Here is an 18,232-nt window from a genome sequence, read left to right as displayed (position 1 = left end):
CTCCCATCCTGCTCGGCCCGGCCGCGCTGGACGCCGAGCACGACATGCTCACCCGCCGCCTCGACCTGGCCCGCGAGTACGCCCGTACGCATGGCCTGAACCGGGTGATGTCCGGAGAGGGCAATACCAAGCTCGGCATCCTGGCCTCCGGCACCACGTACGCGGTGGTGCTACGGGCGCTGGCGGACCTCGGCCTCGACGAGGCGGCGATGGAGGAGCACGGGCTACGGCTGATCAGGCTCGCGATGCCGTTCCCGCTCGCGTACGACGACCTGGCCGCCATGACGTCGGACCTGGACAAGGTGCTGGTGGTCGAGGACAAGGTGCCGTTCCTGGAGGGGCAGCTCAAGCAGGCCCTGTACGGGAGCGAGCGCGCACCGGCCGTCGTGGGCCGGGAGCTGCTCACCGCCCGCGGCACCCTGGGCGCCGAGGACGTGGCCAAGGCCATCGCCACCTGCCTGGGCAAGGACCTGGCCCCGCGGCCGAGTGAGAAGGCCCGTAAGAAGGGCCGCGTGATGCTGCCCCTGGTGGCCGCGCGTACCCCCTACTTCTGCTCCGGCTGCCCCCACAACACCTCCACCCGCACCGCCGAGGGCACGCTGGTCGGCGTCGGCATCGGCTGCCACGCCATGATCGCCCTGGACGGCCACGGCCGCGGCACCCAGGTGGGCATCACCCAGATGGGCGGCGAGGGCGCGCAGTGGATCGGGCTGGCGCCGTTCACCGGTGACCGGCACTTCGTGCAGAACCTCGGCGACGGCACCTTCCACCACTCCGGGTCCCTGGCGATCAGGGCCGCCGTCGCCGCCGGGGTGCGGATGACGTACAAGCTGCTCTACAACGACGCCGTGGCCATGACCGGCGGGCAGCGTGCCGAGGGCAGGCTCGACGTGCCCGCGCTGACGCATGAGCTGGCCCTCGAGGGCGTACGGCGCATCGTGGTCACCACGCCGGAGCCCGAGACGTACCGGGGCGTTCGGCTGGCGGGGATCGCGTCCGTACGGCACCGCGACGACCTGCCCGAGGTGGAGAGGGAGCTGGCCGAGCTCGACGGCGTGACCGTGCTGATCCACGACGACCGGTGCGCGGCCGAGGAGCGGCGGCTGCGCAAGCGCGGCAAGCTGCCCGTGCCCACGCAGAAGGTCGTGATCAACGAGCGGGTCTGCGAGGGCTGCGGCGACTGCGGTGAGGTGTCGACGTGCCTGTCCGTGCAGCCGGTCGAGACCGAGTACGGCCGCAAGACGCGCATCCACCAGGCCTCGTGCAACACCGACCTGAGCTGTCTCAAGGGCGACTGCCCGTCGTTCCTCCTGGTCGAGCCGGGCACCAAGCCGCGAAGGGAGACGCCGCCACCCGCCGGGGCGCCCGAGCCCCCGAGCAGGCCGAGCGAGGCCCTGATCAGGATGCCCGGCATCGGCGGCACCGGCGTCGTCACCGTCTCGCAGATCCTGCAGATGGCGGCCCACCTCGACGGGCTCTACGCGGCCGGGCTCGAGCAGACCGGGCTGGCGCAGAAGGGCGGCCCCGTGGTCAGCGACGTGCGGATCTCGGCGCGCCCCGTGGACGGCTCCCTGCGTGCCTCGCAGGGGAGCGCCGACGTGCTCATCGGGTTCGACCTGCTGGGAGCGGCGGCCGAGGCGAACCTGGCCGTCGCCGCACCGGAACGCACCGTCGCCATCCTGAACACCTCCGTCGTGCCGACCGCCGCCATGGTGACCGGCCGGGTGGCCGTGCCCGGGCACACCGACGCGGTCGCGCGCGTCGCCTCCGCCGCCAGGCGCGTCGAGTGCCTGGACGCCCAGGGGCTGTCGGAGTCGCTGTTCGGCGACCACATGCCGGCGAACCTGATCCTCCTCGGCGCCGCCTACCAGCACGGCTGCCTGCCGGTCTCCGCCGAGTCCATCGAGCGGGCCATCACGCTCAACGGGGCCGCCGTCGAGAAGAACCTCGCCGCCTTCCGCTGGGGCCGCGCCGCCGTGGCCGGCCCTTCCGTGGAGGAGCCGGTCGTCTCCTCCACGGAAGGACTGGACGAGGTGGTGGCCACGCGGGTCGCCGACCTGACCGGCTACCAGAACGCGGCCTACGCCCGTACGTACGAGGAGGACGTGCGCCGGGTGGCGGCCGCCGCGGTCGAGCGCGCCGGCGAGGAGGCGGGGACGGCGATCGGGCTCGCGTACGCCCGCGCCCTGCACAAGCTCATGGCCTACAAGGACGAGTACGAGGTCGCCCGCCTGCACCTCGACCCGGCGGAGAAGGCGCACAGGGAGCGCGAGTTCGGCGCGGACGCGGTCGTTTCGGTGCTGCTGCACCCGCCGCTGCTGCGCGCCATGGGCCTCAAGCGCAAGATCAAGGTCCGCCGCTCCGCCGGAGTCCTCTTCCGCGGGCTGCGGGCCGCCAAGGTGCTGCGCGGCACGGCGTTCGACGTCTTCGGCTACGCACAAGTGCGGCGCGTCGAGCGCGAGCTGGTCAGCGAATACCGTGACCTCATCCGTACCGCGCTGACCCGGCTGACCCCCTCGACCGCTGAGGCCGTCGCGGAGATCGCGGGCCTGCCCGCGCTGATCCGGGGGTACGAGGACATCAAGCTGGCCCGGGTGGCCGAGTTCCGTGAGCGCGCCGGGGCAGCGCTCGCGCGGCTCGACGAGCCCGCCCCGCACCACGCCTGAGGGAGGAGTGATCGTGACCGTCGAACGGCTGCTGCCCGACCAGGACGCCAAAGACCTCATCGAACTGACCCGCGAGATCGCCGACAAGGAACTCGCGCGCCGGGTCGACGAGCACGAGCGCGCCGAGACGTACCCCGAGGGGCTGTTCGCCACGCTGGGCGCGGCGGGGCTGCTCGGGCTGCCGTACCCGGAGGAGTTCGGGGGTGGCGGGCAGCCGTACGAGGTGTACCTGCAGGTGATCGAGGAGCTGGCCATGCGCTGGGCGTCCGTGGCGGTCGCCACCAGCGTGCACACCCTCGCCTGCTTCCCCGTCGCCACCTACGGCACCGAGTCACAGCGGGAGCGGTGGCTGCCCGACATGCTGGCCGGGCGCCTGATCGGCGGCTACAGCCTGTCCGAGCCGCAGGCCGGGTCCGACGCCGGGGCGCTGACCTGCAAGGCGGAGCGGGTCGAGACCGGCTACCGGATCACCGGCAACAAGGCGTGGATCACCCACGGCGGCATCGCCGACTTCTATGCGCTGTTCGTCCGCACGGGCGAGGGCTTGCGGGGCATCTCCTGCTTCCTCGCGCCGGGGGCGGCCGACGGGCTGACGTTCGGCCGGCCGGAGGAGAAGATGGGGCTGCACGCCGTGCCGACCACCAGCGCGCACTATGACGGCGCGATCCTGGAGGAGGACCGGCTGATCGGCGAGGAGGGCCAAGGGCTCCAGATCGCCTTCAGCGCCCTCGACTCGGGCCGGCTCGGCATCGCCGCCTGCGCCACCGGCCTTGCGCAGGCCGCCCTCGACGAGGCGGTGGCGTACGCGAAGCAGCGGCAGACGTTCGGCAAGCGCATCATCGACCACCAGGGGCTCGGGTTCCTGCTGGCGGACATGGCGGCGGGGGTGGACAGCGCCCGGGCCACGTACCTCGACGCCGCCCGCCGCCGGGACGCAGGGCTGCCGTACAGCAAGCAGGCCAGCATCGCGAAGCTGGTCGCCACGGACGTGGCGATGAAGGTCACGACAGACGCGGTGCAGGTCTTCGGCGGGTACGGGTACACGCGGGAGTTCCGGGTCGAGCGGTACATGCGCGAGGCCAAGATCATGCAGATCTTCGAGGGCACCAACCAGATCCAGCGCCTGGTCATCAGCCGCCACCTGGCTAGCTGACCCCTGACATGCGAAAACCCCGTCTGCCTGTCCTCGGAGGCGGGGTTCGCTGTCTTGTGCGTAGAGAGCACGCCAGCGGAGCATGCTGATCCATGTTCATGTGGGTCGGGAGGGAGCATGACGATTGGCACCGCTGCCGACACCGCAGGATCGGTTCGACAGATTGTGGAAGGCGTCGCACGTAAACCGACGGTCGGGCTCTTGGTCAAGCGACCCGTATCGAGTGAGGTCCCACGCTGATCGTCACATCGACGTGGCCACCGAGCGCGGCTGCGTAGGCGCGGATGGTCTCGAGTTCCATCGAATCCAGATCACCGTTCTCGATCTGAGAGACGCGTGCTTGAGAGATCCCGAGAGCAGCCGCAACATCGGATTGCGTCTTGCCGACAGACTTGCGCAGTTCTTTCAGATGGTGGCCGGCAACGTAGGCATCCAGCTGCGCATCGGCGGCGGCCTGCCGCTGCGGGTCGGCCAGCTCGGGGTACAACCGGTGCGCTTCCGCCTTGACCTCACGCCAATTGCGTCCTGGGCTCATCGCTTGCCCTCCCTCGTCATCTCAGCCGCCTTCGCGGCGCGGTACTCGGCATAGCGTGCTTTGGCCAGCGGAATGGCCTCCTCGTACCAGCGCGACCATCTACCGGCCTTGTCACCGGCTACGAGGAAGATCGCTTCCCTGTCCGGGTCAAAGACGAACACGATTCTAATCTCGCTTCGCTTCCGCGAGCCTGGGCGTAGCTCCTTGAGGTTGCTCATGTCGCCGTCTAGCAGGGTGTCCACCAACGGACGTCCGAGAGCGGGGCCGACTTCTGCAAGACGGTCAATGGCTCTCTCGATCAGAGTGGCCGAGTCTGGATCGCTCTCGCAGAGTTTGAGGAACCAGGATTCGACGGGCTCAAGCAGCACGATCTCCCATGCCATACAGGCAGTATAACGTGTAGCTTATGCGGGGTCGAGCGGGCGGTCTGATCCCTTGCTGGGAGCCTCGGAGACCATGCCCGGGCCCGGCGTACTGGTCGCATGCTGGGGATGCCGGTTGGGGGCTCACGTCGCGTGACTGCGCATGGGCAGGCAGTGCGTACCGCAGCGAGGGGAGGGGCGGCGTTAATCCAAGGCGGCGTTAAATCAAGATGCTAGGGACAGATGCTAAGGGCAGCAGACTCCGGACAGCTGTCTAGTCCCATGAGATGCCTGACGTTTCTGTCCCACGACACAGGCGACAGGTGATCTAGGAAACATGGTCGACCTTGCGGGGCCGATGCACTTCGACGTTGCGGACCGGAAGGTCGGTGGTGCGGCGCACGGTCCGCGGCCCCTCGTCCAGGTGGATGGTCAGCGTGCTGTCACTGACATGCACGGTGACGACCCGGCCGACATACAGCCGGCGGAGCGAGACGGTCTGCCGGGTGACCATGATCACGCCGAAGGAGTTCGCACGCCGCTGCACCGTGATCGGTGACCGCTCGGGGACCGGCGGCGGCCCGGCGGGGCGGGCACCGCGCAGTTGCAGGCACTTGGCCCAGATCAGCGGGTTCGGCCGGGTGCGCAGCAGCTGGCGGGTGTCGGGGTCGAGGAACATCAACGTGTTCTCCTCGATCCGGATGGTGACCCGGCGGCCGCCCAGGATCTCGGCGGCCAGCAGGTAGCGGCCGGCAAGGCTGACCATGCCGTACTTGTTCACTGTCCGCTCCACCTCCACCACCGCGTCGTTCTCGGCCTGTGGCAGCGGCGACGGCCCGGCCGGGCGGCCATCGCCGACGAACAGGCGGGCCAGGTCGTTGGTGGACAGGTGCGAGCGCAGGCTTTTCAGCCGCACCCCGCCGACCAGCAGATGGATCACGTTCACGTCCGCCCAGAAGGTGATCACCTGACCAGCGCGGGCCGGCCCCAGCCAGAACTGCTTGCCCGCCACCCCCAGGTTGCCGCTGGCCGGCATCACCCGGTCGAACTCGATCGGCCCGCCCGGCCAGGAGACGGGGGCCGACGGCGTGGCCGGCTGCTCTGTCGGCTGCTTGGCCGGATGTGTGTCCTCGTTGCTGTCTTTCTGGTCCTTGCGCCGGCCTCTCCAGGCCGGGGACGCGACGTCAGTGGCCGTCTCCTCCGCAGCGTCGGGCGCCGGGTCCGGGTGCGCGGTCAGGATCGTGGGCAGGCGCAGCGGCAGCACCTCCCGCTCCGCCTCGGCCACCGGGGCGAACCGGTCGGCCGGGACGGCCATATCGAGGCTCTGGTGCGGCGGCCTGGCGGTGTTGTAATGGGCCACCCAGGCATCCAGCGCCGCCTGGAACGCAGCCAGGTCCTCGAACGGGCCGGCGTCATCCAGCAACTCACGCGCATGCTCTGGTGAAAACGCTCCGCCTTGCCCGTGGTCGTCGGCGAACGCGGCTGGGTGAGCCGATGCACGATCGCGTTGTCCCGGCAGATCCGGTCGAACAGCACCTCACCGCCATGGCCGAACCGCGCGGTGAACTGCTTGCCGTTGTCAGTGAGCACTTCACCCGGCGCCCCGAACGCCCGCAAGGCCTCGACAAAGGCCAGGCACACAGCCCGGCCGGTGGCCCGCACCACCGCCTTGGCGATCACGCAATACCGCGAGTGGTCGTCGACGCCGGTGACCACTTTCACCTCGCGACCATCAGCTAAGAACACACCGCCGACGATGTCCAGCTGCCATAACTCCATCGACGCTTCACGCTGCCAGCGACGAAAGACCCGCTTGCGCCGCCCAGCACCCGGCTCGATGAGGCCGTGACGCACCAGCGCCCGATACACGCCCATCCGCGACGGCGGAGGATCCACACCCCGACGCCCGGCCTCATGCGCCAACCGGACCGGACCCCACCGCGGATGCTGGCGCCGCAACTCACACACCAGCACCTCCACCTGCGCACTCATCTGCGACGGAGACGAATGCGGCCGCCGAGAACGGTCCACCAGCCCACCCAACCCGGACTCCCGATAACGCGACACCCAGCCCGACAACGTCTGCCGCGCCACCCCACCTCGCGGGCGACCTCGGTCACCGATGCGCCGGCCAGCACCGCCAGCACAGCTCGATACCGCTGCTCGACAACGGACATATCCACCAATCCCGGCCTCCTGACGCGCGACGCCCGCAAACGACGCACAAAAGATCGGCCGACAACGGCACCTGTCAAACATGTCCTGGGACAGAGGTGTCAAGCATCTCCCGGGACAGCACACCAGACTCCGGACAGCCCTGAAAGCAACTTCTCTACACGTCATCAAGCCGCCGCCCCTGGCGGCGAGCGGCCGGGTGGTCCGGGCGGGCATGCGGCCTCTCCGGGCCGGTCCCGCCCGGCCACCCCGCCGCGTCATCGAACGCAGGCAGAACCAGCGCGCGGGATGCCAACTCTCGCTCTGAGCCGATGAGGTCAAAGCATGCCTCCGGCGGAAGCACTCCGGCACCGAGGTGATCAGCAGCGCCGTAAATGAGTGCGCTGGTCTGCAGTTTCTCCGTCGAAGGCGAGAAAAGTATTTCCTCCTAGTCATATCGCTCCTTACGAATCGAGGTCACGATTGGGTCGACTTGCCACGCGACGTTGAGTGTGCGGTGAGGCGTACTGCTACTGGGAGGAATCGATGAACTTCAGCGATGCCTTTGACATCGCCAACCCTGAACAATACGAGTGGTTTGATCCGATTCTAGATTGTGACACCCTCCTATTCGTCGACCCGTTTTTGATATTCAAGTCCGAAGATGCCAAATGGCGTGACGCGCACGGCAAGATGATAAAGCACTTTCACGATGCATTCGATCTATTGGCTCGATCTCAGCTTAATCCAAAGCATCAGTTCTTCCGGCGCGCATGGACGCAGATGCTGTTTCCGGAACCGAAAGAGTTTAGGCTTGGCTTCGGCAGGAAAAGCGCGGATGGCTCGGGGACCGGTGCAGGTCTAGCAACACGTGTAATAGACGCGATGTGTCAAGCCGTGAAGCGTGGACTTGAGGATATTGATCATTTCGAAGAGCTGGGCATTCTGGTATCCGGAATCAACCGTGATCGCATATCAGATATCACTTGCAATCTACTCAAGCCCGAGCTTATAGAGTACACGCAACATGTCTGCCATTCTCTTGGTATTCCCACAGTGATAGTGAACATCGACCACGCGCGCTTCGACGAATCTCGTAATCGATGGGTACAGGACAGTGTGACGCTGCCAGTGGATCCGGGAAATGGCAAACCGATAATTTTGGTACCTAAGAGCTTCCTTGGAGAGCTTCCCGCCCTGAGTTCAAGCAATTGGAAGGCTTTCTTGGACACATCCCTTCGAGACGATTTAAATCTGGAAATATCAACACAAGTCGATAAGGGCGATATTGTAGCAGTGGCTCGCAAGTCACCCGGTCACCTGCGTGAGTGGATTAGACTCATGGAGTTGACATCGCCTAAGCCATACAATGTAGATGACGATCCCAAACTGCTCGTTAAGTGGCAAAAAGTTGCCCGAAAGGCCGCGAGCGAGATCGATCTTGGAGAAATAGAAATACAGTGCAACGAGGATCTATTGAAGTTTGCCCACAAAGCTGTAGGCCTTTTTCGCCGTTGGGTTGAAGATCTAGGTGGCTGGAGGGCTCTTTGGAGCAGCGTAGCAGATGGAATAAGTGTGCCCGAGCCAATCATGCAGCTCATGCTTCTTGGCGTTATGGATGACTTTTGTACACGATACGATATTAGGCTGGACCGAGAAGTCGAAACAGGGCGCGGTCCAGTAGATTTTACATTCTCCGGCGATAATCGGATGCGAGTCCTGCTTGAGATTAAGAAGCTGACGCATGGCCATTTCTGGAACGGCCTGCATGTGCAGACACCAATCTATATGAACGGGCAAGGTGTCCGACACGCTATATTTCTTGCTATAAGGGACTCTGATACGCCTGCCATGAGGGAACGCTGGAACACTCTGGAAGAGGAAGCCGACAGAGTGTGTGTGAAGACAGGCCTTATGATCGAAATCGCACGTATTGATGCCCTGCCGAAGAAGCCGGCAAGCAAAGAGACTGAATCGGCATCAGAAGAGAACGCAACTGAAGTCTAGATTTAGTAGAAGATGCGTAGAACGGTATCCGGTGCAACGCATGGTGTAGCAGGCTACGCCTCCTTATTTGCTGCCGGTATTGTGGGGCGCGACAGACTGCTTCAGGTCAATTCGGTTACCAACTGCCTGATGCTTCGGCGGTTGTCCGACGACTGAATCTCGATGATGCGACGTCGTACGTCGGTAGGGATTATCTCGTGGTTGTCGCGGATCGCTAGAGCCAGGTTTCTGCGCACCAAGTAGTCGTCATCCATGGCTAGCGCTTCGACCCTTTCGGCCGAGAGGCAATCAGGCCTCTGCGCCCAACGGACGGCCGCCACTGCGCGGAGCGCGGGCACGGGATGGACAGCGCAATCCTCAAGCTTGAGGCTGGAGCAGGCAGTAGGGAGAAGGGTGAACGCCCGCACAATGCGCCATTGTGCTGGCTGATCGGCACTTCGCAACAAGGCCATGCCGATCCTTTCGATCATTATTTGATCATCCGCCCTGGCTGCGAGACGAGCGGCGGCTAGGAGCGCCAGATCGGTTAGAGTATTGGATCCAGTATTGATAGTGATCGCCGCAAATGGGCCTTGCCACATGGCGTCGATTTCGTCAGCAGGGCCGCCGTCCCACTCACCTCGAGCTATTTCGAGAGCCTGTGGCAGAAGACTCGCCCGCGTGTCATCGTCAATATGCTCGGCAATGTTGATGAGACCGTTCAGGGCGTCTCGCCGGCTCATCGTCACTTCGTGGCGGTCGAGTGCCCGCTGCATCATCGCTCTGGCGAACTGTGAGCGGACGTCGGGCTCCAAGACAGAGGCCAGAACCGCGGCCTCAGCCGCGCCGCTACGGTATTCGATTCGTCCTGGCTGATGCTCCTGAGGAAGCAGATGACGAGCTACTCGCTCTCGTGCCAAGGGAATCGCAAGCCCAGAATCCGCTCCCGCCATGATGAGGGCGAGGCAGGCGAACTGATTATGCTCGGCGGCCGGGGCTAGCTGCTCGGCTAGGATCTCCTGATTGGTCACCAGGAGCTCAGGACGGTCCAGGATGATCCTAGCCATCCGCTCATGAGCGAGCAGAGCGCGTGCCATCAATGGCACCGCATCTGGCTGCTCTTCCGCCAAGGCGGCGACTATCTTTGCGACGCTTGCGTCGGTGAGCCGATATTGATCTGGCGGACGCTCGATAAGGGGTTCCACCACGTGAAGCAACTCCATGGCTTGCACGGCGGAAAGTGCTGGGGACAGCTCAGCGAGCACTTCGAAAGCGCGTACCAATAGGTCCTCGGCATGGTCGTCGCCCCGGTCTCTGCTGATCTCCACGAGCGCCCGGGTCGCCCACGCTTCGGCTGACTCGTCATTCAACAAGTCGTCGGCGGTCGCGATGGAGGCAAATGCGGCGGCGCGGCAGGCGTCAACCGGCGGCACGACCAACGCATCCAGTCTAGTCGGCGCCTGAGTGAGCTCCTTGGCCGTCGACGCCGCGAGTTTCGACTCGCCCGCGCGGATGAACCACAAGATCGCTTGCTCAGCGTGCTCGTGTCGACGTAGCAGGGTTCCCATCGCCTGCGCTGCCTCGACTTCTTCACTCAGACCAGCGCGCACTGTCGCCTGCCACTGCCACAGCCGTACGCGTCGCAACGCTTCGGCCGGAGAGCCTTCCTTCTGCATAGCGCGCATCGCCTGCTCGGCCGTGTGTGCTGAGCCCGGAAGCCGACTAGGACGCGCGTTGGGTCGCAGCGCTTGAGCCAAGGGATGCTGATCATCCTTCTCGAAATCGTGGTACCAGAACCGGACCGTACGCCACGCGTACAGCCAGTCCGCCGCCTCGTCGAACATCTCGGCAACGCAGGCTCGTTCAATGGCCAGCAGATATTGTTCCTGCGCCCCAGCTCCGTCGCCCGTGAGCGCGAGGTGGCGACCGTAACGCGCGTGTGCCCAGGCCACCGCCGACCGGTCGAAGCGGCGGTGGATATTGTGCAAACGCGGGCGCCAGTTACCCGTGGCATCCCCAAGACACATCTGAACGCGCATCGCGGCCCGCGACGACATACGCGCGACGTCTTCAAGAGCTTGTTGCCGAGCGAGGACGATTCCCGGTTCGGCCATGGCGATGGCCTCCTCGCTGAGGAACGCCGCCGCGCGGTCCCGGTACGGGTCGTCGTCGGCAAGGGCGTCGAATGCCTCGGCCAGTTGCTCGATATCTCCGCCCTTCGCCAGTTGGATGGCGGCCTGGGTAGCTGCCAACACACGGGCGCTCGCTTCGGATACGGGACTTGCGTCGCTGACTGCGAAGCCCGCGTCCCAGGGCTGGACCGCGTCGAGAAAGTCCCAAGCAAGAGCGACCCGCGTTCGCACCGCAGCATCGGCGTCGCCGCACTTTTGGAGAGCGTCCGCCTCACGACGTCGTACGAGGGCCGCATGTGGTGCGAAGCCCTTTTCCTCCAACTTGCTGGCGATCTCGTGAAACCTCCGCGCGGCCGATGGCTCTTCCTCCGCCAGCAGCCGGTTCGCCTCGTCGAACGCCTCTTCCAAGCCCAGCGACACCATGGGCCCGCGGACCACGGCGTCTGCGTCGACCGGATCGGCCAGCGGCTGCCCTTCGACGAGACGTTGTCGAAGGCCACGTCGCCGCAACTGTCTCCACACGCTGGCCGCGTCGACCACGCCCGCGAACGGTCCCCAGTCCTCGGCTAGAGCAGTGAGGTGCCCGAACAAATCGATCGCAGTCTTGCCGAATGCATCGGCAACTGGCGTGATCCGATTGAGGGCGTCCTGATAATCGGCGTCGTCCACTCGCCACACGTGTAGCGCGGCGAGCGCGGCATGCGTGGTGTGATGGACGCCGCCTAGGTCCGGCGCGCCGTTTCGGATCGCCCGTTCGACGGCCTGGCGAATCTGGGTCAGACGATCTCGCAGCTTTCGATCAATCACGTCGGCGATGAACACCGAGTCGAAGCTCTCGTGTGCATTATGCGCCTGCGCATACTGGGCCAGAGTTTTGAGCTGGTCAAGCGGAGTGGCCATGCCACTGGCGATCAGCCCGAGAGCGAGCTCCCCGCGAGCGATGGTGTCCCCGCGTTCGCTCAGGGTGTGCAGCACCTGAGCCAGCACATCGACGAACTCATCATCGCTAGTAGTCACCTTCAAGGTTCGCTTGACCTGGTACTCGGTGCACAGTCCACTGGGAGCGTCCTCGCCGTATACGACGATGTCATCGAGCAGATGTCCAGCAATCAGCTGCTGCCACGCCACTCCGATTGCGGGCATCGACAGCCCCGGCGGATGCGTCCCCGAGAGCAGATGACTCAGCATGATCGCTCCTACGCGGTACTCGAAGAGCGTGCCAGCACCTCCACTGGCTGCGGGCGACACCGCATGCTTCTTGCCCATGTCTGCCGCTCCATCCGTCTCGTGCTACACAGGTAGCAGCGCGGTCGCTTCAGGGTGAGGACGGAGTCCCTTGGAGCTTCCTTCCGATGAAGGGCCGCGATGCACTCTGGTCCATTGGACCAGAAGTGTCCGACAGAGGAACCGCGCTCTTCGCCATCACCCCTGTCACCTTCGAAGGCCGTCTGACCCCGACCACCCGCCAATCGAACAAGATCGAGATACATCACTGACTGGACACACCCGTGACCTTCTGTATTTGCACTTTGATCAAGGAGCGGCTGGGCGTCGGCTTCCACTGATGAGCAGAGTCCTCACATCACAGCGGGACAGGTGTGAGAGGATCTTTTCCCGGCTGCAGGCGATGCCAGGCGTTCGCCCAGCTCATATGACCTAGGCCAGTCGTAAGGGAGCCACTCTGCTAATCCGGGTGTCTATTGGCTGACGCCGTGACGATCGCGTACTTCGGTGCATACCGTTCGTGGTCGGGGCGATCGCCGCCAGGCCCCTCCTTCGTCGGGTCCTGCCATCGGGTGACCATGGCTGAGGTGACAGCCGTGCCGGCGGAAGCATCTCGCGCTGGCCGATCTTGCTAACGCAGTTGCTAACAACGACTTTGGACGATCACGGACGTAGGTGGACTGGGATCGCACGATAGATGCCCGTGACCAGCATGTCGAGGCACTAGCGGACGGCTGTGGACGATCACGTTCTCACTCGTAATGAAGTGTTCAGGTGAGGCCGTGACGATCGCCGACTTAGGTCCTCCCCCTGGGGTTGTAGCGAGCGACTCGTTGAGAGAGGGCCGCAGCAATGAGCTTCCGGCAGAGGTCCTCCCCGAACCCCCTGCACCTGCAGCGGAAGGAGTCACCCCGTGCAGACAGCGCCGGCCGTTGTTGATTGCTTACCTGGGCGCTCGCGGTAGGGTATCTCACTAATTGATAACAGGATGCAGTGCGGCGGCAATCAGTTCCTATTCAGACGCGAACGAATCTCATCCTCCGCTCGCCAGAAGGTCACAAGTGACTCATATAGGTCCACACCGTTCGTCCACGGAACGTATAGCCTAATCAAGTCAGCATAACCAGTGGGGACGCCGAACCGCTGGTTGATAAACCGGGTTATCGCTGCCACATTCACTGAATCATGTAGACATAGGACGGTCAGCCCGCCGTCAACAGTGTCGTCGATTTTTCGTGGCCCAGCCACTACTATCTTCCATTGCGGAGGATCATTTGTTTCTACGCTCTTCATGACTGGCTCGTTTCCAATCCTATCTAGCGCCTCATATATGCTCGGCAGAAGGTCGTTGAACGATTCAGGAAGTGGCGCGGTATCGGCTCTCGCCTTGGATACGGGCAGGACGTCTTTGTGGAATAGAGCACGCAGACGGTCTAGCCCCGGCTGCTTATTGTAGTCGGCCCTTTGCCATACTTCCGCCACTTGTCCGCGCATTGCATCCTGTTTATCGATGCGAGCCGATGTGTAGACTATCATCGTATGGTTATCGAAATGATGATCGCTGCTAGCGCGATATATCTTCATTGCGGCTGTTAGTGTAAACATGTCTATTGCTGCAAGTAATCCCATAGCGTCCTGCTCGATGTGGCGCACGTAGGCTGCCTCTCTCGATGTGGAGAAGTCCTGTCGATCCGATGGGTCGACGCTTTCGGCATCGTAAAAATTCTGCACACCTCTGTAGTCTTCCGGCGCTGGCAGCGATATAAAGAAGTCCTTTAGGTGTCCAGATGCATCCTCCCGTGCAATTGTGTAAAACGGACTCGACGTGAAGCCGACATACTGAGCCCTTGGTAGGATAGACAGCATATTCTCAACATGCCTACCAACTGTTAGACCGTTCTGAGGAACATCGGCTTCCATGTCAATTATAAGTGCTGGAATCTCCTCGAAAGGGTTCTGTACCGAGCGCAAGTCATTAACAAGCTTACGCAGTACTGCGGCGTTCTTCTTCGCTACAATAAGCCGGACTGGTGCGGCCTCTAAATTTTCAGGTGCATTCAGCGGCAGATCCGGCCGCTCCTTTTTGAACATCAGTGATCGCACGGCTGCACCCAGCTTTTGGTAGTCGAACTCGTTGGTTGTCAGCCGGATGATTCCGGAGGTTCCAGGTAGTGATGGAAGATGATCATCGAGTCGGCGTTGAAGCTGGCGCCGGATCGCGTTCTGAGTACCCCCTAGTACGATCACGAGACGGTATCCTATGTCTATCGCCTTGGCGATAAGCCCAATCATCGCGGCTGTATGACCGCTCTGAGGGTGATGGAGTACGTCTCCTCTGCGGGTGTTCGGCTGCTCCGCTATCGGGGATGCGAGGTGCGAGAGAATTTCGCTACTCGTTACATCGATATTTGCGATTGCAGCGGAAGTCCAACCTGTCGTTGCAAGAGTATTGGCATAAGATCGCCAGTAGCTACGGCCATCCTGCTCCATGGCGTGCCACTGCGGCGTGCGAATGTGGTCTACAGGAGAAGCGGCGGACGTTGATTCGTTGTCGACGGCGGCTCGTAGAGATTCGTTCTCATACTCGAGATATGCGATGCGTTCTTTCGCGGCCCGCAGCAATTCCCGAACCGTAACTGGCAACATGTCCAGCGACTGATTGTCTGAGTGATCGAGCTCGCGTTTGCGTATGTTCTCTATGATATTGCGTTGTTCATGTAAGAGCTGGCGCAACGCCCGATTCTGGCTGAGGAGTTCTCGATTCTCTGATTCGATCATCGCCGCCTGTTGGCGGGCCTTGTCGGCTGTCTTTTGCCAGCGCTTGGCGTGCCCCCATGTGCCCGTCTGTGCATCCTGAGCAGCGTAGAGGAGCCTTCTCGCGTTTTCCGCTTCTTTGGTCAGGAGCCGTCCAAGTCGGCGTTCGACTTCGTCGATCAGGTCGCTGATGAAATCTTCGGATGGCAGCACTGCGCCGTTGAAGTATCGGGAGATCGAACTTGCTTGAATGCCCTGCCTGCCGGCCAGATCACGTACTGAGGTGGGGAAGAGATTGCCGAAAAGCTCCCGTAACGCGAGCGCGAGTTCCTCGCGCTCAGCAGGCAAGCCTGGTTGCAACGGTCCGAGTCGACCCACTGCTCGTGGCACCAGACATTGATAGCGCGTCCCGTCCAACGTGGCAAAGTGTTGCGCACACTTTTGCAACATGTTGCACTCGATGCATCATCAGCCTGCCTGCCATCGTGACTCTCAACGTCACGAGGGGAGGGATACGAATGGAGAGAGACCACTCGGAGGGCGCTCAGCCGGTGGTCCGGCGGCAGCGCAAGACCATCCGCCGCGTTGGAAGGACGGTCTTGTTCGGCGTCGTGAAGGGCGTGGCCACCGCCGTTGGCGGAGCCATGGTCACTGTGATCGCATGGTGGATCGATCACCAATGACCCCGCAGCCCTATGCGCTGCTTCGAGCTAGCCCCGTTTTCCGCATGCGAGTGATCTTCAGCGGAGGTCTCGTGGATCGATGTCGAGGAGGTCCAGGAGATCGAGTTGGAGATCGGTGGGCTGCGGGATGGTCGGGGGTGACTGGCCGGTGCCCGGGGATCAGCCGGATGCCGGCCAGCGCGTCGAGGACGAGCTTGCCGGTGGGCACGGCGGGCCGTCCGGCATACAGGCCGTCGACCTCTTGGTCGCGCCACGGGCGGCGAGTGCCTGGCGGACCTGGCGTTCGATCAGGCAGAAGATGAGCAGGGCCAGGCTGATGACGGTGATCAGCGCACTGATGCGGCGTTTGCTCTTCAGATATAGGCTGATGACGGCCAGCGGCCCCTTGAATGCCTGGTAGCGACGCTCGACCGCTTCTTGGCCTTGTAGTGGCGCAACACCTGTCCGGCGTCGGCCTGATCTGCATCAAGGTTGGTCAGCAGGGCGTACCAGCCGTCGGTGGCGGCTTCGGCCTCCAGCGCCTGCTGGTCGAAGTGCCAGCTGAGGGTGGGTTTGCCGGTGTCGGGGTCGGTGCCGGTGACCGCGGTCAGGTAGACGCTCACCCGCCGGGCGCGGCCGATCGCGGTGATCCGGTCGGTGACGGCCTGCTGGGTGGGGTAGTGGCGGCTGCCCAGGCCGCGCTCCAGCCGGGCCAGATCCTCACCGGCCCGCGCCAGCTTCTTGGCCCGGGCGGTGGCGGCCGCCTGGGCGCGGGCCGAGGAGTGCACGAAGATCCGCCGTAGCGTCAAAACCGGGCCCTTCTTGCGCGGCCCGACCAGCGTCATGACGTCCTCGCGCACGTGCCAGACGCCACGCCGCTCGACGGGCTTGCCCTCGTCCCGGGCGGCGACGTAGTCCACCCGGGTGGCCGCAGAGATCTTCTGGCCGGCCAGGGTCTCGGCGCTGACGTAGTGCTTGGAGGCCGGCGCGATGAAGGCCACCCCACCGGCGATCATCGCGGCCAGGTTCGCATACGAGACCAGCTTGGAATCACCGATCATGAGCATCTGCTGCGGGCCGGTCAGCTACGGACGTCCGGGTACCATGAGGCTTCCGTCTCTCAGACATGGAGGCTGGCCTTGCGGTACGAGTCCCCTTGCCGCTGGACGAGCAGGCAGGTCTCTTGCAGCGCTCCCATGGCCACAGCTTTCAGGTGTAGCGAAGCATCGTTGATACCGATACACCAGTATGGGGCTGCTGAACCGGCTAATCCGGAAGAACCAGGCGAAGTACGAGACCCCACCGCATCTACAAACATCCGCTGAGCAACTGGTCTGGTTACCCGGCATGACCGAGGTCCAAGTCGCCGGAGAGACGTTCCATCAGGACGCCATCTTGGCCGCGCAATTCGGCACCAAGCCAGATGGTCGGCTGCTTGCCGTTCTCGTGCCCGAGACACCTACACTTCCGGACTCTAACGCTGTCGCCGTCTACGTCCAGGGTGAACACGTCGGTTACCTGCCCTCTCAAGTCGCTACAAGGGTGGGGCCAGCGATTCGCACCTTCAGCTCCAGTCAGGGTGGCCGATATATCTCTTGCCCGGCGCGAATCCATCTACATCACGTTGGCCCGCAGGTTGTGTTGATGCTCAACACAACGCCGCTTGGCCTTCCCGCGGAAGCCTTCGAAACCGTACCTGAGCTTGCCGCCGCTCTCATCGGTCTGCTCTCCAGGCTCCGCGAACCCGTGCCGTCACTAACCAGTGTGCACGTCGAAGCGCGACGCAAGCTCAGCAAATGGCAGAGCTCCGAGACCAACCTGCGATCCATCATCAACCAGTTGGCTAAGGCCAACGATCCAACCGTCGGTGAAGCCTTCCTGCTGCTTGCCCAGACTCTCCGCTATCAGGCTGGACGCCGCGACGACACGCTAGCCGCTTATGTGGAAGCCCTCTACTACCGCCGAACCAGCCCTGACATCTGGTGTGACCTGGTCGACTACGCCTCGTCCGCACCCCACATACCGATGCTGGCGGACCTATTTGCGATCAGCCCGCTTGCTGTTCGCCCCGCGCTGCTCCCATTGCTCGTCTCCATTTCCGATGGACGAGACCGCATGGGCAATCTCGACCCGACCAAGGGCCCACGACTCCGGGCGACCCTCCTGGAACTCGCCGAGGACCAACACGACCGGATAAGCAACGCCTATCTTTCCGCCGATGCCGGACATCGCGCTGAGAAGGCCGGTGACCTCCCCGCAGCCGTCATGGCATGGCGCGCGGCGGTCGACGCCGGCAGTACCGATGCGAAAACCGCTGACCGACTCACAACGTGGCTCGTCAAACAAGGCCAGTACGCAGAGGCCGCGCAGGTCCTACGGCAGGCACTTACAACTCCCCCCACCAGGGTCACGCTTCGACAGCGTCTAGAGAAACGACTTGCTCGCTGCGAGAAGACGCCCGGCTGAGAGAGGCGCTGCATAGCAGTTGGGGAGCAACACTGCCTCACTTGGTTGCGTCCGCGGGAGTGGTGTACGAGTTTGGCCTGGTCACAGGCGTGGCGTCGTGAAATGAAGACGGCCATCGCGTGATCCTTCGAGTAGCAA

The 18,232-nt window shown here is 63.6% G+C and carries 10 protein-coding genes and 1 pseudogene; 4 read left to right on the top strand and 7 right to left on the bottom strand.

Annotated elements, in window-relative coordinates; all coding sequences use genetic code 11:
* Positions 1-2,666: indolepyruvate ferredoxin oxidoreductase family protein (locus AB0J09_RS30425; protein WP_360698474.1), on the top strand; the 2,666-nt coding region annotated here is incomplete at its 5' end.
* 13 nt (positions 2,667-2,679) lie between these two features.
* A complete protein-coding gene (locus AB0J09_RS30420; protein WP_360698472.1) occupies positions 2,680-3,819 on the top strand; it encodes an acyl-CoA dehydrogenase family protein in 1,140 nt (379 codons plus the stop codon).
* 205 nt (positions 3,820-4,024) lie between these two features.
* On the opposite strand, the gene AB0J09_RS30415 is transcribed toward AB0J09_RS30420, so the two are convergent.
* The 4 genes and pseudogenes from AB0J09_RS30415 to AB0J09_RS30400 all read right to left on the bottom strand — a co-directional run.
* On the bottom strand, positions 4,025-4,354 hold the full coding sequence (locus AB0J09_RS30415) for a helix-turn-helix transcriptional regulator (protein WP_360698470.1): 330 nt from the start codon (positions 4,352-4,354) through the stop codon (positions 4,025-4,027).
* Positions 4,351-4,737, bottom strand: coding sequence for a type II toxin-antitoxin system RelE/ParE family toxin (locus tag AB0J09_RS30410; RefSeq protein WP_360698468.1), 387 nt, complete (start codon positions 4,735-4,737; stop codon positions 4,351-4,353). Before AB0J09_RS30410 ends, AB0J09_RS30415 begins: the two co-directional genes overlap by 4 nt.
* 307 nt (positions 4,738-5,044) lie before the next feature.
* The gene (locus tag AB0J09_RS30405; protein ID WP_360698466.1) at positions 5,045-6,139 is read right to left on the bottom strand and encodes an integrase core domain-containing protein; all 1,095 of its coding nucleotides are present in this window, start codon (positions 6,137-6,139) and stop codon (positions 5,045-5,047) included.
* Positions 6,140-6,246: 107 nt separating this feature from the next.
* Positions 6,247-6,975, bottom strand: a pseudogene (locus tag AB0J09_RS30400) (helix-turn-helix domain-containing protein); the annotation flags it as partial.
* A 441-nt stretch (positions 6,976-7,416) separates the two neighbouring features.
* Here AB0J09_RS30400 and AB0J09_RS30395 point away from each other — a divergent pair.
* Positions 7,417-8,877 carry a hypothetical protein gene (locus tag AB0J09_RS30395; protein WP_360698464.1) on the top strand — a complete coding sequence of 487 codons (1,461 nt, stop codon included), beginning with the start codon at positions 7,417-7,419 and terminating at the stop codon, positions 8,875-8,877.
* Positions 8,878-8,978: 101 nt separating this feature from the next.
* Here AB0J09_RS30395 and AB0J09_RS30390 read toward each other — a convergent pair whose 3' ends face one another.
* From AB0J09_RS30390 to AB0J09_RS30380, 3 genes are all read right to left on the bottom strand, one after another.
* Complete coding sequence (locus AB0J09_RS30390) at positions 8,979-12,254, bottom strand: hypothetical protein (protein WP_360698462.1); 3,276 nt, start codon at positions 12,252-12,254, stop codon at positions 8,979-8,981.
* A 963-nt stretch (positions 12,255-13,217) separates the two neighbouring features.
* A complete protein-coding gene (locus AB0J09_RS30385) occupies positions 13,218-15,356 on the bottom strand; it encodes a Z1 domain-containing protein (RefSeq protein WP_360698460.1) in 2,139 nt (712 codons plus the stop codon).
* Positions 15,357-16,002: 646 nt separating this feature from the next.
* Positions 16,003-16,689: a hypothetical protein gene (locus AB0J09_RS30380; RefSeq protein ID WP_360698458.1), complete on the bottom strand. Its 687-nt coding sequence runs from the start codon at positions 16,687-16,689 to the stop codon at positions 16,003-16,005.
* A gap of 187 nt (positions 16,690-16,876) precedes the next feature.
* Between AB0J09_RS30380 and AB0J09_RS30375 the strand changes: the two genes are divergently transcribed.
* Positions 16,877-18,094 (top strand): hypothetical protein, encoded by a 1,218-nt coding sequence (locus AB0J09_RS30375; RefSeq protein WP_360698456.1) that lies wholly within the window; start codon positions 16,877-16,879, stop codon positions 18,092-18,094.
* The last annotated feature ends 138 nt before the right edge of the window (positions 18,095-18,232 follow it).

This window comes from Nonomuraea sp. NPDC049784 (genome assembly GCF_040659615.1).
GTDB lineage: Bacteria > Actinomycetota > Actinomycetes > Streptosporangiales > Streptosporangiaceae > Nonomuraea.
The sequence above is the reverse complement of the archived record's forward strand: the minus strand, read 5'-3'. Positions and strand labels throughout refer to the sequence as shown.